Below are 22,521 nucleotides of genomic sequence, written 5' to 3' on the forward strand. Positions count from 1 at the left end.
CTCCGGAAGCAGAACCTGAGAAGCTTAACGCTGCGATAGCTTAGCGCAATATGATTAAGCGTTCGAGGGGCGCGCGATCACTTCACCGGCAGCGACGGAAGCGCCACCTTGTCGGTCTTGTCGCCTTTGGGACGCTCGGCCGGCATCTGGTCGCCGGTGACGATGTAATAGATGGTCTCGGCGATGTTGGTGGCGTGATCGCCGATGCGCTCGATGTTCTTGGCGCAGAACAAGAGATGAGTACACGGCGTGATGTTGCGCGGATCTTCCATCATGTAGGTCAGGAGCTCGCGAAACAGCGAGGTGTACATGGCGTCGATCTGGTCGTCGCGGTCGCGCACGAAGCCTATTCTGTCGACCGAACGCGATGCGTAGACGTCTAGCACCTCCTTCAGCTGGGTCAGCGCCAGATCGGCCAGCGCCTCGAGGCCGCGAAACAGGCTGGTCGGCTGGCGGCCGTCGATGACGCTCACCACTCGCTTGGCGACATTCTTGCCGAGGTCGCCGATTCGTTCGAGGTCGGCGGAAATACGGATCGCGCCGACAATCTCGCGCAGATCCGTCGCCATCGGCTGGCGTTTGGCGATGATCACTATGGCCTTGTCGTCGATTTCGCGTTGGCCCTCATCAAGGACAATGTCGTCGCGGATGACCTTCTGGGCGAGGCCGGGATCGGCGTTGACCAGTGCCTGGATCGCCTGCTCGACCATGCGCTCGGCGTGCCCGCCCATCGCGGCGATGCGTTTCGACAGGTATTTCAGCTCTTCGTCATAGGCGCTGACGATGTGTACGGACTGCATGGATGAAATGCCTTCCTAGAATCCTTGGCCTTTTGAGTCGTTTCCTCGAATCCTGTGCTGATACGCTAGCCGGATGACAGAAAGAAGAAACAGGCAGTTAGCAAATAGTACTGCCTCAGCGCTCTGGCAAATGGACCGTGAACGCCGCGCCCTTGCCGACTTCCGACTTGATCGAAAGCCTGGCATTGTGACGCGTCAATATGTGCTTGACGATGGACAGGCCGAGGCCGGTGCCTTTCTGGGTGCGGCTGCTCTCGACGTCGATGCGATAGAAGCGCTCGGTGATGCGCGGAATGTGCTCTTCGGGAATGCCTGGACCGTAGTCCCTGATGGTGACGTCGATGCCCGGTTCGGGACCGGCCTCGCCGCGCGCAATCGACACCGTGACACGTCCGCCCGGCTGGCCGTATTTGCAGGCGTTTTCCACCAGGTTCTCGAAAACCTGGAACAGCTCATCGCGGTCTCCGGGCACGTCGAGCGGCCCTTCGGCATAGTCGCGCTCGATGACGACGCCGTTCTCCCTGGCGAGCGGCCCGAGCGAGTCGATGACGCTGTCGATGGTCTGGCGCAAATCGACCTCGGTTCCCGGCTTCAGATAGGGCTTCATTTCCAGCCGCGACAACGACAGAAGGTCGTCGATCAGGCGCGCCATGCGGCCGGTCTGGTTCTGCATGATCTGCAGGAACTGCTCGCGCGCCGCCGGATCGTTGCGGGCCGGGCCGCGCAACGTCTCGATGAAGCCCGAGATCGAGGCAAGCGGGGTGCGCAGCTCATGGCTGGCATTGGCGATGAAGTCGGCGCGCATGCGGTCGATGCGGCGCGTCTCGCTCTGGTCCTTGAACACCAGCACAAAGAGATCGGTGGCGTGGCCGACCGAGGACGCACTGACCCGGTAGGCCCGCTCCACCGGCAGTTTCTCGGTGTAGTCGACAACATCGGAGGCGACCGTCCCCGACAGCACGCTGTCCAGCAGTGCCTGCATCTCAGGGGCGCGGAATTTCAACGACAGCGACAGGCCGGGCGCGATCCCGCCAAAGTCAGCGAAGGCGGCGGCATTGGCATGGACGATGGTGGCGGTGCGGTCGAAGATGATCAGTGGATCGGCAACGGCGGCCGCAAGATATTCGCCGGAAAGCCGCTGCAGCCCGCTCGCCTCGATCGCGGCATCGCTTTGGATGGACTGGCTTGCGCCGCCGGTCGGCAGCATCGCTGCGGCCAACAACACAGCGCAGGCGAGCAGGGCGACATAGACGGACATGCCGGCATAGCCATAGACGGCCGCAACCGCCACGATGCCGGCAGCGAGCAGCCAGCGGCTGTTCCACAGCCGGGCGGCTACAGCCTGCGTCGTGGTTATCCGCTCTGCGCCGATGTCGGCCATTCGCGCGTCTCGTGCCCCTGCACCGGTCGACCGAAACTTCCACTGGACCGGGTTGCCGCATGACCCCGAAAATCGGAATCGATTTTCGGAAAGGATCATGCGCAAATCAAAAATGCTACAGCGTCGTTTGCGCGTCCAAACGGGACGCGCGGCGCTGCCGTGGCCTCCCCATAGCATGAGTTCGCAAGCTGGAAAGGTTCGTCTCGATGAAAAAACCCAAGGAAAATCCTGCCGCAGAGCCAGCAAAAGGTCCTCTGAAGATCAGGATCGGCGGCAAGGAGCGGGAGTTCGACATCGAAAATCCCGAGCTTCCGGATTGGATCGAGGACCACAAGCTGACCGCCGGCGACTATCCCTACGACAAGAAAATGAAGGGCGAGGAGTATGACGAGACGCTGGAGCGGCTGCAGATCGAGCTGGTCAAGGCGCAGGCCTGGCTGCAGGCGACCGGCAAGCGGGTGATGTCGCTGTTCGAAGGGCGCGATGCCGCCGGCAAGGGCGGCACCATCTTCGTGCTGCGCCAGTATCTCAACCCTCGAACCGCGCGCAACGTGGCGCTGACCAAGCCGACGCCGACCGAAGTCGGGCAATGGTACTACCAGCGCTATGTCGACCATTTCCCGACATCGGGCGAATTCGTCACCTTCGACCGCTCCTGGTACAATCGCGGCGGCGTCGAGCCGGTGATGGGCTTCTGCACGCCGGAACAGCACGAGAAGTTCCTCGACGAGACGCCGCATTTCGAAAGGATGATCTCCAACGAGGGTATCTATTTCTTCAAATTCTGGCTCAACATCGGCCGCGAAACCCAGCTCGAGCGGTTTCACGACCGCCGCTGGTCTCCGCTGAAGAACTGGAAGTTCTCGCCGATTGACATTGCCGGCATCAGCAAATGGGACGATTACACCAAGGCCCGCGACCAGATGGTCGAGCGCACGCACAAGGAATTTGCGCCCTGGATCATCGTGCGGGCGAATGACAAGCGGCGCGCGCGCCTGGCCGTCATGCGGCGCATCCTGTTGTCGCTGCCCTATGACGGGCGCGATCTCGACGCCATCGGCAAGCAAGACAAGAAGATCATCGGCGAAGGGCCTTCATTGCTCGAGAAGTAAAAGCTGGCTTGAAAATACAGAGCCCACCCCGCACCGAGGTGGGCTCTGTGGCCATTGTCTAAAGCGCGTCGGGTGAAGACAGTCTCACGACGCCTGCCGCATGCCGAGCATATCGGGGGTGCCCCTGACCAACACCGGGGCGTGATGGTTGCGGCGCGAACGCACGACATCGAGCGTATGCTCGTTGAAGGTCAGCAGCGTGGCGACGACCTGCTGATTGCCGTAGGTGCGCTGGTAACCGAGCGGCGTCGCCAGGAAGTGCAACTGCAGCGTCCGCAGCACCCACACCGGCTCGACCTCGATAATGACCTGATTGATATTGCGAGCAAGGCCCCATTCGACGAAGCCGGCGATCAGTTCGGTGCCGACCGTAGACACGCCGCGCTTGCCATCGCGAAAGCCTGGCGCCACTGCGTAGCGGGTGAGTTCCCAGACATTCGGTCCCGACGGGCGCTTTCCCTCGCAGAGTTCCGGCATCACATCGCTAAGGAGATGGGGCCGTGTGGTCGGCAGCATCCGATGATAGCCGGCAAGCTCGCCATTGCGGATGACAAGGTGGTGTTCGGCCTCATCATGGTCGAATTGATCGATTTCGAGGCCGTCCGGGCGATCGAGATCGGTCCACCGCATCTCATCGACGAAGACCTTGTAACGCAGGCGATGGACCGCCTCCCATAGGTCGGGACGCTCCATCAGTTGTTGAGTGGTAAGGGAAAATAACATAGCCGTCTCCTGGGCTTAAGAGGAAGATACGGCCGGGCTTTCCCGAAAAAATTGCGCGAAGGTGTTGGCAAGGATTTCCAGGCTGCCACAGCCGACATGGCTAATATAGCCGCGCCTAATCGCCTCCGCGATGCGTACACCCCGTTGGCGACGCCGAGTCTGCTTTTGGCGTTAAGAAAGCATTAGCCGTCTCACGAGGACGACAGGGGCGGTCTTTTTTGAAGATATTACGCGGGCCGCCAGAACCGGGCTAAAGCGCGTCGCACGACGCGCTTTGGGTCTTTGTTTGATGCATGTCGTTATCGCAAAACCGAGGTCAGTTTTGCGCGACATGCATTAGCTGATATAGCCGTGTCGGATTGCCTCGGCGACTGCCTGCACGCGATTGGCGGCGCCCAGTTTGCTCTTGGCGTTGAGAAGGTGTTTCTCCGAGGTATGCTCCGAGATGCCGAGTATCTGCGAAATCTCCCACTCGGATTTGCCGACCGCCGCCCATTGCAGGCACTCGCGCTCGCGCGGCGTCAATTCGATATGATCGATAACCTTGCTGCTCGTTTGAAGCTGCATGGCGCGGCCGATGGCATAGGTGGACGCCAGCGAGACCATTGCAAATTCGGTGTCGGACAGCTCGACCGCCTCACCGCCCAGCGAAACCAGCGCGATCTGGCCTTCAAGCGTCACCAGCGGGAAGGCGAGGCCGTCACGCAGCTTGAATGCGCGGGCGTCTTGCATCACCTCATCGCTGCTTTTGTCGGCGGGTATGCTCTTGACGGCCTCGCGCCATTGGAATGGCGCCCGCAATTGCTTCAAATGGCTGACGACCGGATCGTGGTCGACATAGTTGCGCGCCAGGTAACGCTCCAGCCAATCAACAGGCCAGTCGCAGAGCAGCACGTGGTCCTTCGTCTGGCTGCTTGGCGTGCCGGGCTGCGGCACCGTCGCCGCTATCAGAGCCGTCAATCCGAAATTCGAGGTGACACTCAGCAGGCGCTCGCACACCGCAGCCGCGGTGCCGGCTCGCTGCACCTGATCAATATATTCCAGTGTGCGATCGAAATGACCCATCGCAACATCTACCCCATGTTGCCTATCGCTCTTGAGACCGATGTTACGTGCCTGATGCGCACTTCGCCATCAACCCCGGATTGCAAGCCGCATGTTTGCTTTTTTATAGCGCAGCGACCGCTTGCCCTCGGACCGAATCTGCGCAGCTATTTGCAGTCTCCTTGAAGCATAACCCGAAATTTGCCCTTTGAAATCAAAAACAATTGTGCCCGCGCCGTTTTCGTACCAAAAGCCAATGACAGAACGGGCGGAGTTCTTTCGTGACATCTCGCTGGATGGCCATCGCCTTGCTGTCGCTGCTGGTCGGAGCGCAGCCTTTTGCCGGCGTCGCACGGGCGGCGGAACCGCAGGTGCCGGTGCTTTGGGACGCCAAGGAGCGGCTGCCGAAACCGGATCTCTCGGCGCTGCCCAGGCTCCGATTCCTGACCACAACCGATTTTCCGCCCTTCAACTTTCTCGACGGCGCCGGCCGGCTGTCCGGCTTTCACATCGACCTGGCGCGGGCGATTTGCGCTGAACTTGACATCGCCGACAAATGCCAGATCCAGGCGCTGCCCTGGGCCGAGCTCGACGACGCGTTGCAGAAAGGCGAAGGCGAGGCGATCATCGCCGGCATCGCCGCGACGCCGGAAACGCGGGCGAAATACAGTTTTTCGCGCTCCTATCTGCAGTTTCCGGCGCGCTTCATCATGCCGAAGACCAAGGCCTTTGCCGAGCCTATCCTCGACAAATTGCGCAGCAAACGGGTCGGCGTACTGGCCGGCTCAGCGCATGAAAAGATGCTGCGTGATTATTTCGGCACGGTGCAGATCGTCCCCTTCAACAGCCCTGAAGACCTCTACAGCGATTTGAAAGGCGGCAAGATCGACGCCGCCTTCGGCGACGGCATGCGCTTTTCCTTCTGGCTGGGCGGCACGGACGCGGCAGGCTGCTGCCGCTTCGCCGGTGGCCCGTACCTGGCCCCGGAATATTTGGGATCCGGCATGACGATTGCCACAAGAGCCGGCGACCCGGCGCTGGCAGCGGCCATGGACTACGCGCTGCAGGAGATATCGGTGAAGGGCACGTTCGCCGAATTCTATCTACGCTATTTCCCGGTCAGTTTCTTCTGATCCGGTCCTGGTCAGCTTTTTCTAGGGGCTACCGACGAGACTTTTAGGTCAATGTCCGCAGCCGGGCCTTCGCGCCGCGCGCGATGGCCGCGGCGGTCAGCGTATCGAGATCGAGTTGGCGCCGGATGAGCTGCAGCACCCGCAATTCCTCCATGCGCATTTCGAGATCGACGGCGGCAACCTCAAAGGCGGCGGCATAGGCGGTGTCGTGCAGCCGCTCGGGCAAAGCCTTGCCATCCAGCCCATCCTTTTCTTGCAGCATCTTCTGGCAGTCCTGCGCGATGGCAATCAGCCTGTCCTGATTGAAATCCTCGAACACCGGCCAGCTGCGGACGACGTCGCCGATGCGTGCCAGTTCGACATCGGTCATGTCGCGGTCGGACGCCGAGGTGATGACCATCAGGTAGATCAGGGCTTCATGCGTGGACGGCAACGGCATTCAAAACTCCTCGATAGTGAGGCTGGAACGTAGGGACGCCACGAAGGCGCCGCAAGGAAAACAGCGCAAATCGTTGACGCTCCGGCCTGTCACGCATAGAGACCGATTGAAAAATTTTACCAGCCGCGAAAGCCGGCGCCTGACTGGAACTTTGACATGACGGGATCAAACATCGCCGATCTCAACCCCGAAATGCTTGCGGCGGCAGCCGAAAGCAAGGCTTGGCCGTTCGAGGAAGCGAAAAAGATCATCGAGCGCTACAAAGGCGCCGACTTTCCCGAGACCATCCTGTTCGAGACCGGCTACGGGCCATCGGGCCTGCCGCATATTGGCACGTTCGGCGAGGTCGCGCGCACCTCGATGGTGCGCCATGCCTTCCACGTGCTGACCGGAAACAAGGTCAAGACCAAGCTTCTGTGCTTCTCCGACGACATGGACGGCATGCGCAAGATCCCCGACAATGTGCCGGATCGCGCCGCCCTTGAGCCGTACCTGCACATGCCCCTGTCATCGGTGCCCAACCCGTTCGGCGGCGACTATGCGAGCTTTGCCGACCACAACAATGCGATGCTGTGCCGGTTCCTTGACACGTTCGGCTTCGACTACGAGTTCGCCAGCGCGACGCAGTACTACAAGGCCGGCCGCTTCGATGCGATGCTGCTGCGCGCTGCCGAACGCTATGACCAGATCATGGCGGTGATGCTGCCGACGCTCGGGCCGGAGCGCCAGGCGACCTACAGCCCGTTCCTGCCGATTTCGCCCAAGAGCGGCCGCGTGCTCTACGTGCCGATGAAGCATGTCGACGCCAAGGCCGGCACCATCACCTTCGACGATGACGGCACCGAGACCACGCTTTCGGTGACCGGCGGCAAGGTCAAGCTGCAGTGGAAGCCGGATTTCGGCATGCGCTGGGCAGCACTTGGCGTCGATTTCGAGATGTTCGGCAAGGACCACCAGACCAATGCCGTGGTCTACGATCGCATCTGCAACATCCTTGGCGGACGTGCGCCGGAGCATTTCGTCTACGAGCTGTTTCTCGACGAGAACGGCCAGAAGATATCGAAATCGAAGGGCAACGGGCTGACCATCGACGAATGGCTGCGCTATGCGCCGACCGAAAGCCTCGGCCTTTACATGTACCAGCGGCCCAGGCAGGCGAAAAAACTCTATTTCGACGTCATCCCGCGCGCCGTCGACGAGTACTACACCTTCCTCGGCGCCTATCCGCGCCAGGACTGGAAGGAGCGGCTGGGCAATCCGGTCTGGCATATGCATGACGGCGAGCCGCCGGCGATCGACCTGCCGGTGCCGTTCTCGCTGCTGCTCAATCTGGTCAGCGCCTCCAACGCGCAGAACAAGGATGTGCTGTGGGGCTTCATCTCGCGCCATACGTCCGGCGTGACGCCGGCAACACATCCCGAGCTTGATCAGCTGGTCGGCTTCGCCATCCGCTATTTCGACGATTTCGTGAAGCCAACGAAAACCTTCCGGCCGGCCGACGATGTCGAACGCGCAGCACTCGAAGCTCTTGGCAACGCGCTTGCTGGCCTGCCGGCCGGCGCGGACGGCGAAGCGATCCAGAACGCTTCGCTCAACGTCGCGCGCAAGATCGAACGCTATCAGGATCATTCCAAGCGGAGTCCGGACGGGGGCCCCGGCGTTTCCGGCGCTTTCTTCCAGATGATCTACCAGGTGCTGATCGGCCAGGAACGCGGCCCGCGCTTCGGCTCGTTCGCGGCGCTTTACGGCATTGCCGAGACGCGCGCCCTCATTGAGCGGGCGCTGGCTGGTCAGTTGGCGGCGTAACGTCCGTCCCGGCCGGCGCGACATCTGTCGCCGGGGCCTCGAGGATCGGCTGCGAGGCCGTTGGTGCGGCAACCGGCGTTGGCGCCGGTGGCAGGCCGCCGAGATCGGGCGCGGCGCCGAAGATGCCCTTTTTGGCGGTGCGCGCCTTGTCGCCCGCTTCGACATAGGGGCCGCCGGCGACCGCGCGCGCCCAGCCGTTTTCGACCAGCCACCGGCCGACATCCTGCTTGCCGATGCGGCACTCGGCGACGATCCGGTTGCGGTCGGCCTCCGGCGGCACCTTGCACGCCACGGCCCGGCCGCGCAGGAGAGACCGGAACGCGGTGCGCGCGCGAACGCCGCAAGCCCAGGACTTGCCGTCATCGGTGCAGATCTCGTCTTGCCTGACGATGTCGATGCCGGAAACCGCCACGGAATAACCATTGGCTTCGATCAGGCCGGCGGCGGATGCAACCGGCTGGAACAGTTTTGTCCCGCCCCAGTCGTCGACTGCTTTCGGCCGGCGCGGCTTGGGCGGTCCGGCCAGCGCCAGATCGCTCAGCGGTGCGCGCGGTTCGACCCGTTCGAGCTCCTCCGCCGGCAGCGGCGGCGGTGCGATGGCCTCGGGATCGATCGCCCTCGAATGCAGCGGAGGCGAATGCACCGGAGGACTGGGGGGCTGGATCTCGGGGATCGCCGACGTCGCCGGCTCTTCGGGCACGATGTCAGAGGCCGGGTCGATCTGGTCGATGACGACGCTGCTCTGCTCGGGCTGCAGGACGCGGCCACCGGCGACAACCAGAGCCACCATCGCCGGGACTGCCAGCACGGCCAGGGCCAGTTGCAGCAGCCGCACTACTGGCTTGCCCAGACGATCCGCGCCACCCATTCGACATCGCGCATCGCGATATCACGGTCCGGGTGGTCGGGATTGAGCGAGATCAGTACGATCGATTTCGTCGTCTGACGGTCGAGCACCTTGGCCATGACCTCGCCGGCATTGGTCTTGACGACGACGCGGTCGCCCTTGCGGGTGGCGGCGCCCGGCTCGACGATCAGCACATCGCCATTGCGGTAGAGCGGCAGCATGGAATCGCCCTGCACCTTCAGCGCATAGGAGGTTTCCGTCGCCCGCGCCGGAAGCTCGACCAGATCCCAGCCCTGGCCGGAGGGATAGCCGGCATCGTCGAAGAAGCCGCCGGCGCCGGCCTGGGCAAAGCCAAGCAGCGGCACCGCTGAACGCTGCGCTGTCGTGGAGCCTGCGGTCTTGGCGCGGCCTTCGACCAACCCGGTGAATTCGTCGAGCGAGGCGCCCGTCGCCTCGATGATCTTGGCCAGCGATTCGGTCGAGGGCCAACGCGGCCGCCCATCCGAGGACAACCGCTTCGACTTGTTGAACGCGGTCGAATCAAGGCCGGCACGCCGGGCAAGGCCTGAGGCCGACAGCGAATAACGCTCGGCGAGAGCGTCGATGGCGGCCCAAACGCGGTCATGCGAGAGCAATTCGCTCTCCTCAAAACAGGAAAAAATACCTTTCCTTTCTAGCGCGCGACCGTCCGCTTGTCCACCGGCAGTCCCGATCACAAAAGGGTTCAGCCGCCCCCCTTGGCCAGGCTGCGCAATCCCTGGTGGGAGGTCATGAAAGTCCGCTCGGCCTCTGTCGGCGGCCGCGGTTGAACGGAACGGCCAAGTGCCGCCACGACCTCGTCGATGTCGACAAAGCGGCGGCAGGGACGGTCATAGACACCGCCCGTCGTCATGATCAGAGCAGCCGTCTCGCCATTGTCGAGGACAAACCGGTGCCTGCCGATGACCTGGGTACCTTCCCAGGTCTCGATCGAGGACATCACCTCAAAGCGACGCCACAGCCTGATCTCGCGCACATAGACCGACTCCAGACCTCCGATCATCGGCGCCCAGCCCTTCTTGCGCGCCAGCGCGATCAGGCCGACGCGCAGGAAGATGTCGATGCGGCCGAGATCGGCCAGCATCATGTAGCGGGCGTTGTTGAGATGGCTGTTGAAGTCGATGTCGGTCGGCAGGCAGCGGAAAGCCAGGCGGCTTTCGCTGCCGACCATATAGGGGCCACGGCGTGATGCCGTGGCCATCATGCGCGCCAGGCGCCCCCAGACATACATGGGGCGCTAGATCAAGCGGCCTTCTTCACTTCGCCCTTCGCATAGGGGTCGAAGCGCTGGTAGAAGGTCTCGCCCTTTTCGGCCAGGTCGAGCAGCAGCTTTGGCGCCTTGAACTCGGCGCCGTATTTCTTCTGCAGGCCCTTGGCTATTCTGACGAACTCCTTGGCGCCGATGCCGTCGATATAGGACAGCGCGCCGCCAGTGAACGGCGCAAAGCCAAAGGCGAGGATCGAGCCTACATCGGCCTCGCGCGGGTCGGTGACGATGCCCTCTTCCATCACCCTCGCCGCTTCCAACGCGATGGTGACCAGCAGGCGCTGCTGCAGCTCCTCATAGTCGACCTTCTCCGGCTTCAGCTGCGGATAGAGGTCCTTCAGCCCCGGCCACAGCTTCTTCTTGGCGGGCTTTGCGGGATAGTCGTAAAAACCCTTGCCGTTTTTGCGGCCGAAGCGGCCATGGGTGTCGACCAGCGTGTTGATCAGCGCCATCTGCTTGGGGTCGACGGCCTTGTCGCCGAGGTCCCTGATGGTCTGCTTCATGATCTTCTGAGCAAGGTCGATCGCCGTCTCGTCGGTCAGCGCCAGCGGGCCGACCGGCATGCCGGCGGCCTTGGCGGCATTCTCGATCATCGGCGCCGGAACGCCCTCGATCAGCATCTTGTAGGCTTCCCACATGTAGCGCAGCACGCAGCGGTTGACGTAGAAGCCGCGCGTGTCGTTGACGACGATCGGCGTCTTCTTGATGGCGCGCACGAAGTCGATCGCGGTGGCGAGCGCCTTGTCGCCGGTCTTCTTGCCCAGAATGATCTCGACCAGCATCATCTTGTCGACCGGCGAGAAGAAGTGGATGCCGACGAAATTCTTCGGCCGCGCCGAATTCTTGGCCAGCGCGGTGATCGGGATGGTCGAGGTGTTGGAGGCAAAGATCGCCGGCGATTTCAGCACCGCTTCGGCCTGTTCGGTCGCAGCCTTCTTGACGGCCGAATCCTCGAACACGGCCTCGACCACCAGATCGCAGCCGGCGAGATCGGCATAGTCGGCCGTCGGCGTGATCAGCGACAGCAGCTTGTCCTTCTCCTCGGGCTTGGCGCGGCCCTTCTTGACCTGATCCGAGATCAGGCTGTCGGAATGCGCCTTGCCCTTTTCGGCCGACGCCATGTCGCGGTCGAGCAGCACGACCGGGATGCCGGCCTTGGCGGTGACGAAGGCGATGCCGGCGCCCATGAAGCCGGCGCCGAGAATACCGATCTTCTTGAACCTGGTTTCCGGCACGCCGGCGGGGCGGCGGGCGCCCTTGTTGAGCTCCTGCAGCGAGACGAACAGCGAGCGGATCATCGCCGCCGCTTCCTTCGACTGCATGATTTCGGTGAAATAGCGCTGTTCGATCCGCAGACCGGTGTCGAACGGCACCAGCAGGCCCTCATAGACGCATTTCAGGATGGCCGCGGCGGCCGGATAATTGCCATAGGTTTCGCGGCGCAGGATGGCGATGGCCGGCGGCCACAGATTGAAGCCGGCGGGCGAATAGATCTGGCCGCCCGGCAGCTTGAAGCCCTTCTCGTCCCAGGGTTGGACGGCTTTCAAGCCGTTCTTGATCATCGCCTTGGCGGTCTCGATCAGCTTGTTCGGTTCGGCGATCTCGTGGATCAGGCCCATGGCCTTGGCCTTCTGCGGCGACAGGTTCTGGCCTGTGGTCAGCATCTGCAGCGCCTGCTGCTGGTCGGTCAGCCGCGGCACGCGCTGGGTGCCGCCGGCGCCGGGGAAGATGCCGACCTTGACTTCTGGCAAGGCCATCTTGACCTCGTCGCTATCGGCTGCAACGCGGCCATGGCAGGCAAGTGACAGTTCGAAGGCGCCGCCCATGCAGGTGCCGTTGATGGCCGAAACCCAGGGCTTGCCCGAGGTTTCGAGCTTGCGCCAAAGCGCGCCCATACGCCCGGCATTGTCGAACAAAAGCTTTGCGGCCTTCTCTGGATCCTTGCCTTTCTCCTTGGCAAAGACCGTCAGCATCTTCTGCAGCATGGTCAGGTCGGCGCCGCCGGAGAAGCTGTCCTTGCCCGAGGTGATCACCGCACCCTTGATGCCAGCGTCGGCCACCACCTGGTCGATGATTTTGTCGAGCTCGTTCATCACCTCTTCGGTGAAGACGTTCATCGAGCGGTCAGGCATGTTCCAGGTGACCAGCGCAATGCCGTCTGCGTCGGTGTCGACCGAGAAGTTCGTGTAGGTCATGTCTCTCTCCTTCCGGCCGAAATCAGACGCGTTCGATGATCGTTGCGGTGCCCATGCCGGCGCCGATGCAGAGCGTCACCAAGGCGGTGTTCAGGTCGCGCCGCTCCAGCTCGTCGAGCACCGTGCCCAGGATCATCGCGCCGGTGGCGCCAAGCGGATGACCCATGGCGATGGCGCCGCCATTGACGTTGATCTTGTCGTGCGGAATGTCGAAGGCCTGCATGTAGCGCAATACGACCGAGGCGAAGGCTTCGTTGAGCTCGAACAGGTCGATATCCGACAGCTTCATCTTGGCGCGCTTCAGAAGCTTTTCGGTGACGTCGACCGGACCAGTCAGCATCAGCACCGGCTCGGAGCCGATATTGGCAAAGGCACGGATGCGGGCGCGTGGCTTGAGACCCATCGTCTTGCCGGCCTTCTTCGAGCCGAGCAGCACGGCGGCTGCACCGTCGACGATGCCGGACGAATTGCCGGCATGGTGGACGTGGTTCACCTCTTCGACTTCCGGATGCTTCTGCACGGCAACCGCGTCGAAGCCGCCCATTTCGCCGGGCATGACGAAGGACGGGTTGAGCGAGGCCAGCGACTGCATGTCGGTCGACGGCCGCATATGCTCGTCATGGTCAAGGATGGTCAGGCCATTCTGGTCCTTGATCGGGATGACCGAGTTCTTGAAACGCCCGTCGGCCCAGGCCTTGCCGGCGCGCTTCTGGCTCTCGACCGCATAGGCGTCGACGTCGTCGCGCGAAAAGCCGTATTTGGTGGCGATCAGGTCGGCCGAGATGCCTTGCGGCACGAACCAGCCAGGCAGACCGACGGACGGGTCCATGAACCAGGCGCCGCCCGAGGCGCCCATGCCGACGCGTGACATCGATTCGACGCCGCCGGCAATGACGATCTCGTCCGCCCCTTGCGCGATCTTGGCGGCGCCGAAATTGATGGCGTCGAGGCCGGAAGCGCAGAAGCGCGAAATCTGCATGCCTGGAGCCTTGTTGTCATAGCCGGCCTCGAAGGCGGCGGCGCGCGGAATGACCGAGCCGGCCTCGCCGACCGGATCGACGCAGCCGAAGATGATGTCGTCGACGTTTGCAGTGTCGAGCCCGTTGCGGTCGCGCAGCGCTTCAAGCGTCTTTGCAGCAAGCCGCACCGCCGGCACTTCGTGCAGCGAGCCATCTTTCTTGCCCTTGCCGCGCGGCGTGCGCACGGCGTCATAGACATAAGCTTCGGCCATTTTCTTGCTCCTTGGGTTTGCCGGTCGTGGCTCTCAGAGAGAGCGGCCAATCAGCAATTTCATGATCTCGTTGGTGCCGCCGTAGATGCGCTGGACGCGGGCGTCGCGGAACATGCGGGCGATCGGATATTCATTCATGTAGCCATAGCCACCATGCAATTGAAGGCATTCGTCGACGACTTTTCCCTGCAGGTCCGAGAGCCAGTATTTGGCCATCGACGCCGTCACCGGATCGAGGCCACCATTGACGTGGCGGGTGACGCAATCATTGTAGAAGACACGGCCGATGGTGGCCTCGGTCTTGAGTTCGGCGAGCTTGAACTGGGTGTTCTGGAACTCGATGATCGCCTTGCCGAAGGCCTTGCGTTCCTTGACGTAGTCGATGGTCAGCGCCAGCGCGCGTTCGATCATGGCAATGGCGCCGGTGCCGATCTGCAGCCGCTCTTGCGGCAATTGCTGCATCAGCTGGATGAAGCCCTGCCCTTCCTCGTGGCCGAGCAGGTTGGAGGTCGGCACGCGCATGTCGTTGAAGAACAATTCCGAGGTGTCGTTGGCCTTCAGGCCGATCTTGTCGAGGTTTCGGCCGCGCTGAAAACCGTCGACCTCGTCGGTCTCGACGACGATCAGCGAGGTGCCCTTGGCGCCTTTGGCCGGATCGGTCTTGGTGACGACGATGATGAAATTGGCCAGTTGGCCATTGGTGATGAAGGTTTTCGAGCCGTTGATCTTGTACTGGTTGCCGTCCTTCTCGGCCCGCGTCTTGACGCCTTGCAGGTCGGAGCCGGCGCCCGGCTCGGTCATGGCGATGGCGCCGATCAACTCGCCGGTCGCCAGCTTCGGCAGCCATTTCTTCTTCTGCTCGTCCGAGCCGTAGTGAAGGATGTAAGGAGCGACGATCGCATTGTGCAGGCCGATGCCGAAACCGTCGACGCCGACATGGCCGATCGCCTCGATGATGGCGCTCTCATGCGTGAAGGTGCCGCCGGAGCCGCCATATTCCTCCGGCATCGAAGCGCAAAGCAGGCCGGCCGCACCGGCCTTGCGCCAGCTCTCACGGTCGACCATCTCGTTCTTCTCGAACTCGTCGTAACGCGGCGCGATCTCTTCCGACATGAAGCGATGCGCCATGTCGTAAAGCATGCCGACCTCGTCCGCCGCCCAGGCGGGCTTCGGCAAAGAGAGCACTTCGGCTGGATTTGTCATGCCGTTTCTCCCGCGTCGGCGTCCCCCTCCCCCTCGAGGGGTGGGTGGCCGCGAAGCGGCCGGGTGGGGTCGCCGGTGAAGTACTCGACCTTGTCCTTCAACATCTGTGCCGAATGCATTTTGCGATTTTCCTCCTGCCAGCGCTCCCATGGAGGCCGGCGCACTGCACGCAGGACCCCTCCCGGCCCTTCGGGCCACCCTCCCCTCAAGGGGGAGGGGGACACCGGCCATTTTTAGAACGCTTCCGCAGGCAGCGCCATTAGCGTGTCCGCACCACTGGAAATGCGGGCGAGATGTGCCGACGTCTCGGGCATGATCCGCTCCATGAAGAAGCGCGCTGTCACCACCTTGTTGTCGTAGAAGGGCTGGGAGCCGTTGGCGCCGGTCCTGGCCTGAGCCGCCTTGGCCATCTGCGCCCACATATAGCCCAGCGCCACCAGGCCGAAGAGATGCATGTAGTCGGTCGAGGCGGCACCGGCATTGTCGGGCTTGGCCATGCCGTTCTGCAGCAGCCACATCGTCGCCGCCTGCAGATCGTTGAGGCCCTTCTTCAGCGCCTTGGTGAAGGGCGCCAGCTTCTCGTCGGAACGGTTTTCCTCGCAGAATTCGCCGACGTCCTTGAAGAAGGCCTGGATGGCGCGGCCGCCATTGAGGCCCAGCTTGCGGCCGACGAGGTCGAGCGCCTGGATGCCGTTGGCGCCTTCATAGATCATGGCGATGCGGGCATCGCGCACGAACTGGCTCATGCCGTGCTCTTCAATATAGCCGTGGCCACCGAACACCTGCTGCGCCATGACGGCGTGGTCGAAACCCTTGTCGGTGAGCACGCCCTTGATCACCGGCGTCAACAGGCCGGTGTAGTCGTCGGCGGCCTGGCGGTCCCTGTCGTCGGCGGAGCGGTGGGCGATGTCGGACTTGATCGCCGTCCACAGCGCCAGCGCGCGGCCGGCCTCGTTGAAGGCCTTCATGGTCATCAGCGAGCGGCGGATGTCGGGATGGACAATGATCGGATCGGCCTTCTTATCCGGCGCCTTGGCGCCTGAGAGCGAACGGCCCTGCAGCCGGTCCTTGGCGTAGGAGACCGCGTTCTGGTAGGCGATTTCCGACAGCGACAGCCCTTGCAGGCCGACGCCGAGGCGGGCTTCGTTCATCATCGTGAACATCGCCTTCAGGCCGCCATTCTCCTCGCCGAGCAGCGTGCCCTCGGCCTCGTCATAGTTCATGACGCAGGTCGAATTGCCGTGGATGCCCATCTTCTCCTCGATCGAACCGCAGGAGAGCGTGTTCTTCTCGCCCGGATTGCCCGACGCATCGAGCTTGAGCTTCGGCACGATGAACAGCGAGATGCCCTTGACGCCTGCCGGCGCACCTTCGATGCGGGCCAGAACCAGATGGACGATGTTGTCCGACATGTCGTGCTCGCCGGCCGAGATGAAGATCTTCTGCCCGGAAATCTTGTAGGTGCCGTTGCCGTTCGGCACCGCCTTGGTGCGCAGCAGGCCTAGATCGGTCCCGCAATGCGGCTCGGTCAGGTTCATGGTGCCGGTCCAGGAACCCTCGACCAGCTTCGGCAGCCAGGTCGCCTTCTGCTCGTCAGTGCCGTGGGTGATGATTGCCGCGATCGCCCCTTGCGTCAGGCCGGGATACATCATCAGCGCCATGTTGGCCGAGACCATGTATTCAGCAACCGCGGTGTGCACGGCATAGGGCAGGCCCTGGCCGCCGAACTCGACCGGTGCCGCCAGCCCCATCCAGCCGCCTTCGCGATACTGGTCGTAGGCCTCCTTGAAGCCCTTCGGCGTCGTCACCGAGCCGTCTTCATGGCGCACGCAGCCTTCCATGTCGCCGACGCGGTTCAAGGGATGCATGACGTTTTCGGCGAGCTTGGCGCCCTCGGCGAGGATCGCCTCGACCACATCGGGCGTCGCGTCGGCAAATCCGGGAAGGTTGGAATAGCGCTGGTAGCCCAGTACCTCATTGAGCACGAACAGCGTGTCCTGGACCGGAGCCCTGTAGATCGGCATGTGTTTCCTCCACCATGCGGGTCTTTGGCCGCGAGATCAGGCCCCCGAAACACGAGGTCGGGGCAGCATGCGGACCAACGTTGAAAGCGGGATAGCAAAAATTGACGTTTGCGTAAACGTCAATTTTATTGCCGCGACAAAATTTCCTGTGCCAGCCTATCGGCACAGCTCAGCGGACACCACCACGGTGGTTGGGTTGATCAGACGAAGATGGCAAACGAAAAGAGCCGCGCGGGCAGTCCCGCGCGGCTCTTGTCAAACGTCTCGGCGGAGCGAGATCAGCCGGCGGCGCTGGCCGGGGCTGAACGCTCGGACAGCATCTGGCGCACGGCCGACATTGAGCCGCTCAGCTCGTTGATCGCGTCGTCGATCAGCGCGCGCTGCTTCTGCAGGCGGGCAAGCTGCTTCTCCGACTTGTCGAGAGCCAGCCGCAGCTGCTTGGTGTTGGATCCCGTGGGATCGTAAAGATCCATCATCTGCTTGACGTCGCGCAGCGAGAACCCGACCTTGCGGCCGAGCAGGATCAGCTTCAGCCGCGCCTTGTCGCGACGCGTGTAGAGGCGCGTTGCCCCGTCGCGCTTCGGATTGAGCAGGCCCTTGTCTTCATAGAAACGCAGCGTGCGCAGGGTCACGCCGTACTTCTTGGCCATCTCGCCGATGCGCACGAGTTCCTCGCCGGCTTCGACAGACATATTGTTGGTGTTGGCCGCGGCTTCGCCGGGCGAAACAAGTTTCATGGTCACTGGCTTTCCCCTGTAGTGGCGTCGCGGTCCGGACCGTGCAGCGCCTGAGTGGAAGCGGGGGCATGCTTCCAGTCGTGGGTTTCAACTAATTCATCGCAAAAGGCACGAACAGCGCCCCTCTTACGTTTACGTCAATTCTATATCGATAGCCGCCTCATGACGCAAGGGCGTTCTGGGATTGCGAAACCTTATGCCGCACCCCTGGTGCCGGGTCCGAAAGGCGCCGCCTGTATTTCAGCAATGCCGTAACTTCTTAAGCTTGGTTAACGCCTTGTTTACCACGATGGGTGAAATGTGCGCATGTCGGTCACCCGTGTTTATCCTGTAGCGAATTTTTCACGGTTTTTCGGAGAGCGGGCCTGGCCCGGGAAGCTCGTTCTTCCGCCGCAGCATAGCCGCGCGGCCGCCTTCGTTCCCGACAGGGACTTTGGGGAAAACTGGCAGCAAGCCGGCCATTCTGAAAAACGGACGCATCGATGAACAGCAAGCGGTCCTATCTCGATACACTCAACGTCGGCAGGCCACGCAGGCCGAACACCACGCTTGATGAATTGAACCGCTCGCTGGAAACGCTGGAGCAGCGGCTGGAGCGCAAGCGCGAGGACGTGGGAGAGCGCTTCGATCCGCGCCGGCCACCGGTCGAGCCGCGCTACGCCAGCGCCCAGCCCTACGCCCCGCCGCGCTGGTATGAGGACCCGCAGCCCGCGCCGCGGCCGAAAAGCCCTGTGACGTCCGGCTTCGACCAGAATTATCAGGGGCTTGCGCGCGACATCGACCGCGTGCGCGGCCAGGAAGACAGCGTCGCCGTGGTCGGCAAGATCGCCGGCGAATTGCGCGGCCTGCGCGAGGAATTGCGCCATCAGATGACCGCCGGCCTGCAGCGCGAATTCGCGGCGCTGCGCAAAGACATCGAACGGGCGTTCCAGGCGAGCAACCAATCGGGAGGCCAATCAGGCGGCTTGCCCGGCAAGGGCAGCGCCGAACTCGGCCTCGAATTCGAGCGGCTGTCCGGCGCCATCCAGACGCTGGCCGAAAAGAGCGACGACAGAAGCGTCAACATGCTGCGGCTCGAACTCGAGCAGGTAAAGACCGCGCTCGACACGCTGGCGCGGGAAGAGAGCGTGCTGAAGGTCGACCGCCGCTGGGACGATTTCGACCGCCGCTGGAGCGCATTCGAGGACCGCGTGGACGCCGACCAGCGCAACCGCGCGGACGGCCCCGGATTTTCGGCCCTGACCGATCGGCTCGAGCAGATCAGCAATGCCGTCAACAATCTGCCGGAATCGCTGTCGCTGCGCTCGATGGAGGAAAAGGTCCGCACGCTTGCCGGCGCCGTCGACCACTTCGTCAGCCAGCAGAACAACCGCGGCGGCGACACGCTCGGCCTGATCGACGAACGGCTTGACGAGATTACGCGCGCCATCGTCGCCTCGACCGTCGCCGCCCAGGCCAATTCCTTCGACCCCGAGCCCTTCGAGCGCATCGAGAAGCGGATCGCCTCGCTGGCGCAGCAGATCGAAGAAGTGGTGCAGGTCCGTCCGAGCGGGGAGGTTCTTGACCGTCTCAGCATGCTGTCGAACCGGGTCGACGACCTCGCCGGCCGCGCCAATCTGCCGGAACAGGCGATGGAGCGCCTCGGCAACCAGATCGCGATGATTGCCGACAAAATCGACCGCGCCCCGGCCATGCCGGACGTCGACTATATTTTCCAGGGCCTGGAACAGCGCTTCGACGTGCTGTCGGGCATGATGGAACGCCGGCAAGGTGATGCCATCGAACAGGGCAACATGCTGTTTCGCGACCTCGAGCGGCGGCTGGACGAGGTTGCCGACCGCCTGGACCAGCGCCAGCCGCAAGCCGACAGTGCCGAAATCATGGACGCTATCGACGCCCGCTTCACCGCGCTTGCCAAGCGCATGGAGACGCGTGTTCCCGATCCTGCCAACGAGGCGGCGATCCGCGGCCTGGAAAGCCGGCTCGAAGACATTTCAAGCCGGCTGGAATCGTCGGCCGCGCAGGTCGCCGGCATCGATCCGGCACTGATCCGCAGTCTCGAGGCTCAGGTCTCCGGCCTGTCGGCGCATCTGTCGAAGCCCGGCACGCCGCTGCCGGAATTCGAGGACATCAGCCCGCGCCTCAACGAAATCGAGAAGTCGCTGGCCGGAACCCGCGAGTCCATCATGGGCGCGGCACGCGAGGCGGCCGAGAGCGCCGTGCGCTCGCTGGCCGATTCCAATGCCAACACCGCGGCCGTCACCGGCCTCGCCCAGGATCTGAAGACGCTGGAAGCGCTGACACGCCGTTCGGACGAGCGCAATTCGCGGACATTCGAGGCCATTCACGACACGCTGCTCAAGATCGTCGATCGCCTGGGCTCGCTGGAAACCAGCGAACCGGCCGAGGCGGTGAGCGAACTCCTGGATACGCCGGCCGAGCCGGCGCGGCGGGCGCGCGCTGCCCGTGCCTCCAAGATCGCAGTGCAGGACGCGCCGTCGATGGATATCGACCAGCCGCTGCCCCTGACCGGAGACATGGCCGACCTCGACGGCCGCGCCGCCGCGATCATGCGCAACGAGCCCGATATGCGCGCCGAACCTGACATGCGCAGCGAGCCGGTACGCCGCTCGCCGGCCGAGGCTGCCGCGGCCGCCGCGCAGGCGGCGCTCGGTTCCGATGCGATTGCCGAGAAAGGCGAAGGCACGGCCAAGAAATCGCTGTTCGGCGGATTGGCGCGCGCCTTCAGGGGCAAGAAGCAGGCTGACATGCCGCCGCTTGCCGGTTCGGCGCCCGATGCCGACATGCCGAGCGTCGATCTCGATGAACCGCTCGACCCCAAGTTCGCCAACCGGCCGCTGGAGCCAGGCTCCGGCGCGCCCGACCTCAACGCCATCATGAAGCGGGTGCGCGATGAGCGCGGCCCGCCGGCGCGCCAAAGCACCGGCGATGCGTCGAAATCCGACTTCATCGCCGCGGCCCGGCGCGCGGCGCAGGCCGCTGCCGCCGAGGCCGACGCCCTGAAACGCCAGTCCACCATGAAGGGTCCGGTGAAAGCGCTGCGGATCGGCGACCTGCTCAAGGCACGGCGCAAGCCGATCCTGATGGGAGCGATCGCGATCATGCTGGCGCTTGCCGGCCTGCAACTGGGCAAGGCCTTCTTCGCCGACCCGGTCGAGGTCGCCAGCAACGATGCCGCGCCGATTGTCGCATCGCCGCCGGTCGAGACCGCCTCGGTCAACGCTCCCAGCCAACCCAAGGTAGACACGCAGGCAACCGTGCAGGATGCATCGGCCCGGATGGTCAGGCAGGCGGAGCCATCGCAGCCGCCCGCCAAGGATGACGCGCCGATCGAGGCTGCTTCGACAAGTTCTGTTGGCCCTGACGTGCCGCCCGTCGAACCCGCGCCCGCGCCGATGGCTTTGGCCGATCCGGCCCCGGCGCCAGACGCAACATTGCCGACGACCGCCACTGCGGAACCGGCGGCTGACGCGCAACCTGCGGCCGCTGTCGTGGCGCCATCGGCATCGGATACGACCGGCGCCGTTCCGCCCGCTGACACCGCGGCAACGCCTGTCGTCGCCAAGATCGACGTTCCGGCCGATGCCGGCCCGCAAGCCTTGCGCGACGCGGCCGCCGGCGGCGACGCCAAGGCGCTGTTCGAGCTCGGTTCGCGCTACGCCGAATCGCGCGGCGTCAAAGAAGACATGGCGGCAGCGGCCAAATGGTACGAAAAGTCGGCCGAACTCGGCTTCGCGCCGGCCGAGTACCGCATCGGCAATTTCTACGAAAAGGGCATCGGCGTCACGCGCGACATCAAGAAGGCAAAGACCTTCTACCAGCTCGCCGCCGCGCAAGGTAACGCCAGCGCCATGCACAACCTCGCCGTGCTGTTTGCCATGGCCGCGGACGGCGTGACCGACAATGAATCTGCCGCGCACTGGTTCCAGGCGGCTGCCGATGTCGGCGTCAAGGACAGCCAGTTCAATCTCGGCATCCTGGCGGCCAAGGGCGTCGGTATGAAGCAGAGCCTGGAGGAATCCTACAAATGGTTCGCACTGGTCGCCAAGACCGGCGACAAGGATGCGGAGGCCAAGCGCGACGAGGTCGCCAGTGCGCTGCGGCCCGAACAGCTCGAGCGGGCGCGCGCCGCCACCGAACTGTGGAAGCCGAAGCCGCTCGACCCGGCGTCCAACTCGGCCGACATTCCTGAATCCTGGCAGGAAGGCACGCCGCAGACGACCGCCAGCGTCGACATGAAGAAGGCGGTCAAGAACATCCAGCTCATCCTCAACAAAAACGGCTACGATGCCGGCGGCGCCGATGGCGTGATGGGCGGCAAGACCAAGACCGCGATCATGGCTTTCCAGACCGACAACAAGATGCAGGCGACCGGCGAAATCGACGAAAAGCTGGTGAAGGCGCTGCTGGCGCACAAATAACGGCAGATGCGTCGCTAACGCGACGCCCTTGCCACACATTTGCCTGTTAACTGATTGAGATGTTTTTTGTTTCGGCAGGGCGGCGGGGTTTGACCCGA

The 22,521-nt window shown here is 63.4% G+C and carries 17 protein-coding genes; 4 read left to right on the top strand and 13 right to left on the bottom strand.

The genetic code is table 11. The features are described from left to right. Positions 1 to 77 precede the first annotated feature (77 nt). Both phoU and AC1D1L_RS00890 read right to left on the bottom strand, forming a co-directional pair. Positions 78 to 800 (bottom strand): phosphate signaling complex protein PhoU, encoded by a 723-nt coding sequence (gene phoU, locus AC1D1L_RS00885; RefSeq protein WP_352555202.1) that lies wholly within the window; start codon positions 798 to 800, stop codon positions 78 to 80. 115 nt (positions 801 to 915) lie between these two features. After that, entirely contained in the window at positions 916 to 2,181 is a 1,266-nt protein-coding gene (locus AC1D1L_RS00890) for an ATP-binding protein (RefSeq protein WP_477338061.1), read from the bottom strand. 206 nt (positions 2,182 to 2,387) lie between these two features. On the opposite strand from AC1D1L_RS00890, the gene ppk2 reads away from it, so the two are divergent. Next, positions 2,388 to 3,293 (top strand): polyphosphate kinase 2, encoded by a 906-nt coding sequence (gene ppk2 / locus AC1D1L_RS00895; RefSeq protein WP_477338063.1) that lies wholly within the window; start codon positions 2,388 to 2,390, stop codon positions 3,291 to 3,293. A gap of 84 nt (positions 3,294 to 3,377) precedes the next feature. Here the strand turns inward: ppk2 and AC1D1L_RS00900 are convergent, their stop codons facing one another. After that, positions 3,378 to 4,016, bottom strand: a complete 639-nt coding sequence (locus AC1D1L_RS00900; RefSeq protein ID WP_112560497.1) for an acyl-homoserine-lactone synthase — start codon at positions 4,014 to 4,016, stop codon at positions 3,378 to 3,380. Positions 4,017 to 4,352: 336 nt separating this feature from the next. Further along, positions 4,353 to 5,081: a helix-turn-helix transcriptional regulator gene (locus AC1D1L_RS00905; protein WP_112560498.1), complete on the bottom strand. Its 729-nt coding sequence runs from the start codon at positions 5,079 to 5,081 to the stop codon at positions 4,353 to 4,355. Positions 5,082 to 5,356: 275 nt separating this feature from the next. Between AC1D1L_RS00905 and AC1D1L_RS00910 the strand changes: the two genes are divergently transcribed. Continuing rightward, the gene (locus AC1D1L_RS00910; protein WP_477338722.1) at positions 5,357 to 6,193 is read left to right on the top strand and encodes a transporter substrate-binding domain-containing protein; all 837 of its coding nucleotides are present in this window, start codon (positions 5,357 to 5,359) and stop codon (positions 6,191 to 6,193) included. A 43-nt stretch (positions 6,194 to 6,236) separates the two neighbouring features. On the opposite strand, the gene AC1D1L_RS00915 is transcribed toward AC1D1L_RS00910, so the two are convergent. Further along, positions 6,237 to 6,632, bottom strand: coding sequence for a tellurite resistance TerB family protein (locus AC1D1L_RS00915; RefSeq protein WP_477338066.1), 396 nt, complete (start codon positions 6,630 to 6,632; stop codon positions 6,237 to 6,239). Positions 6,633 to 6,788: 156 nt separating this feature from the next. Between AC1D1L_RS00915 and AC1D1L_RS00920 the strand changes: the two genes are divergently transcribed. Further along, positions 6,789 to 8,438 (top strand): lysine--tRNA ligase, encoded by a 1,650-nt coding sequence (locus tag AC1D1L_RS00920; protein ID WP_477338068.1) that lies wholly within the window; start codon positions 6,789 to 6,791, stop codon positions 8,436 to 8,438. Here the strand turns inward: AC1D1L_RS00920 and AC1D1L_RS00925 are convergent. The 8 genes from AC1D1L_RS00925 to AC1D1L_RS00960 all read right to left on the bottom strand — a co-directional run bounded on the left by AC1D1L_RS00925 (position 8,401) and on the right by AC1D1L_RS00960 (position 17,981). Then, on the bottom strand, positions 8,401 to 9,273 hold the full coding sequence (locus AC1D1L_RS00925) for a thermonuclease family protein (RefSeq protein ID WP_477338724.1): 873 nt from the start codon (positions 9,271 to 9,273) through the stop codon (positions 8,401 to 8,403). The genes AC1D1L_RS00920 and AC1D1L_RS00925 overlap by 38 nt on opposite strands. Next, positions 9,273 to 9,920 carry a S24 family peptidase gene (locus AC1D1L_RS00930; protein WP_477338070.1) on the bottom strand — a complete coding sequence of 216 codons (648 nt, stop codon included), beginning with the start codon at positions 9,918 to 9,920 and terminating at the stop codon, positions 9,273 to 9,275. The genes AC1D1L_RS00925 and AC1D1L_RS00930 overlap by 1 nt, the downstream gene beginning before the upstream one ends. A gap of 89 nt (positions 9,921 to 10,009) precedes the next feature. Beyond that, positions 10,010 to 10,555, bottom strand: coding sequence for a thioesterase family protein (locus tag AC1D1L_RS00935; protein WP_477338072.1), 546 nt, complete (start codon positions 10,553 to 10,555; stop codon positions 10,010 to 10,012). Positions 10,556 to 10,566: 11 nt separating this feature from the next. Then, positions 10,567 to 12,786 carry a 3-hydroxyacyl-CoA dehydrogenase NAD-binding domain-containing protein gene (locus AC1D1L_RS00940; protein WP_477338074.1) on the bottom strand — a complete coding sequence of 740 codons (2,220 nt, stop codon included), beginning with the start codon at positions 12,784 to 12,786 and terminating at the stop codon, positions 10,567 to 10,569. 22 nt (positions 12,787 to 12,808) lie between these two features. Beyond that, entirely contained in the window at positions 12,809 to 14,017 is a 1,209-nt protein-coding gene (locus tag AC1D1L_RS00945; RefSeq protein ID WP_477338076.1) for an acetyl-CoA C-acetyltransferase, read from the bottom strand. Between the two features lie 33 nt (positions 14,018 to 14,050). Then, entirely contained in the window at positions 14,051 to 15,220 is a 1,170-nt protein-coding gene (locus AC1D1L_RS00950) for an acyl-CoA dehydrogenase family protein (protein WP_477338078.1), read from the bottom strand. A gap of 233 nt (positions 15,221 to 15,453) precedes the next feature. Continuing rightward, the gene (locus AC1D1L_RS00955; RefSeq protein WP_477338080.1) at positions 15,454 to 17,244 is read right to left on the bottom strand and encodes an acyl-CoA dehydrogenase; all 1,791 of its coding nucleotides are present in this window, start codon (positions 17,242 to 17,244) and stop codon (positions 15,454 to 15,456) included. A 278-nt stretch (positions 17,245 to 17,522) separates the two neighbouring features. Further along, positions 17,523 to 17,981, bottom strand: a complete 459-nt coding sequence (locus tag AC1D1L_RS00960) for a MerR family transcriptional regulator (RefSeq protein WP_112560507.1) — start codon at positions 17,979 to 17,981, stop codon at positions 17,523 to 17,525. Positions 17,982 to 18,463: 482 nt separating this feature from the next. On the opposite strand from AC1D1L_RS00960, the gene AC1D1L_RS00965 reads away from it, so the two are divergent. Then, positions 18,464 to 22,423: a peptidoglycan-binding protein gene (locus AC1D1L_RS00965; RefSeq protein ID WP_477338082.1), complete on the top strand. Its 3,960-nt coding sequence runs from the start codon at positions 18,464 to 18,466 to the stop codon at positions 22,421 to 22,423. Positions 22,424 to 22,521 lie beyond the last annotated feature (98 nt).

The sequence above is a fragment of the Mesorhizobium sp. P2_D6 genome, from assembly GCF_056404315.1.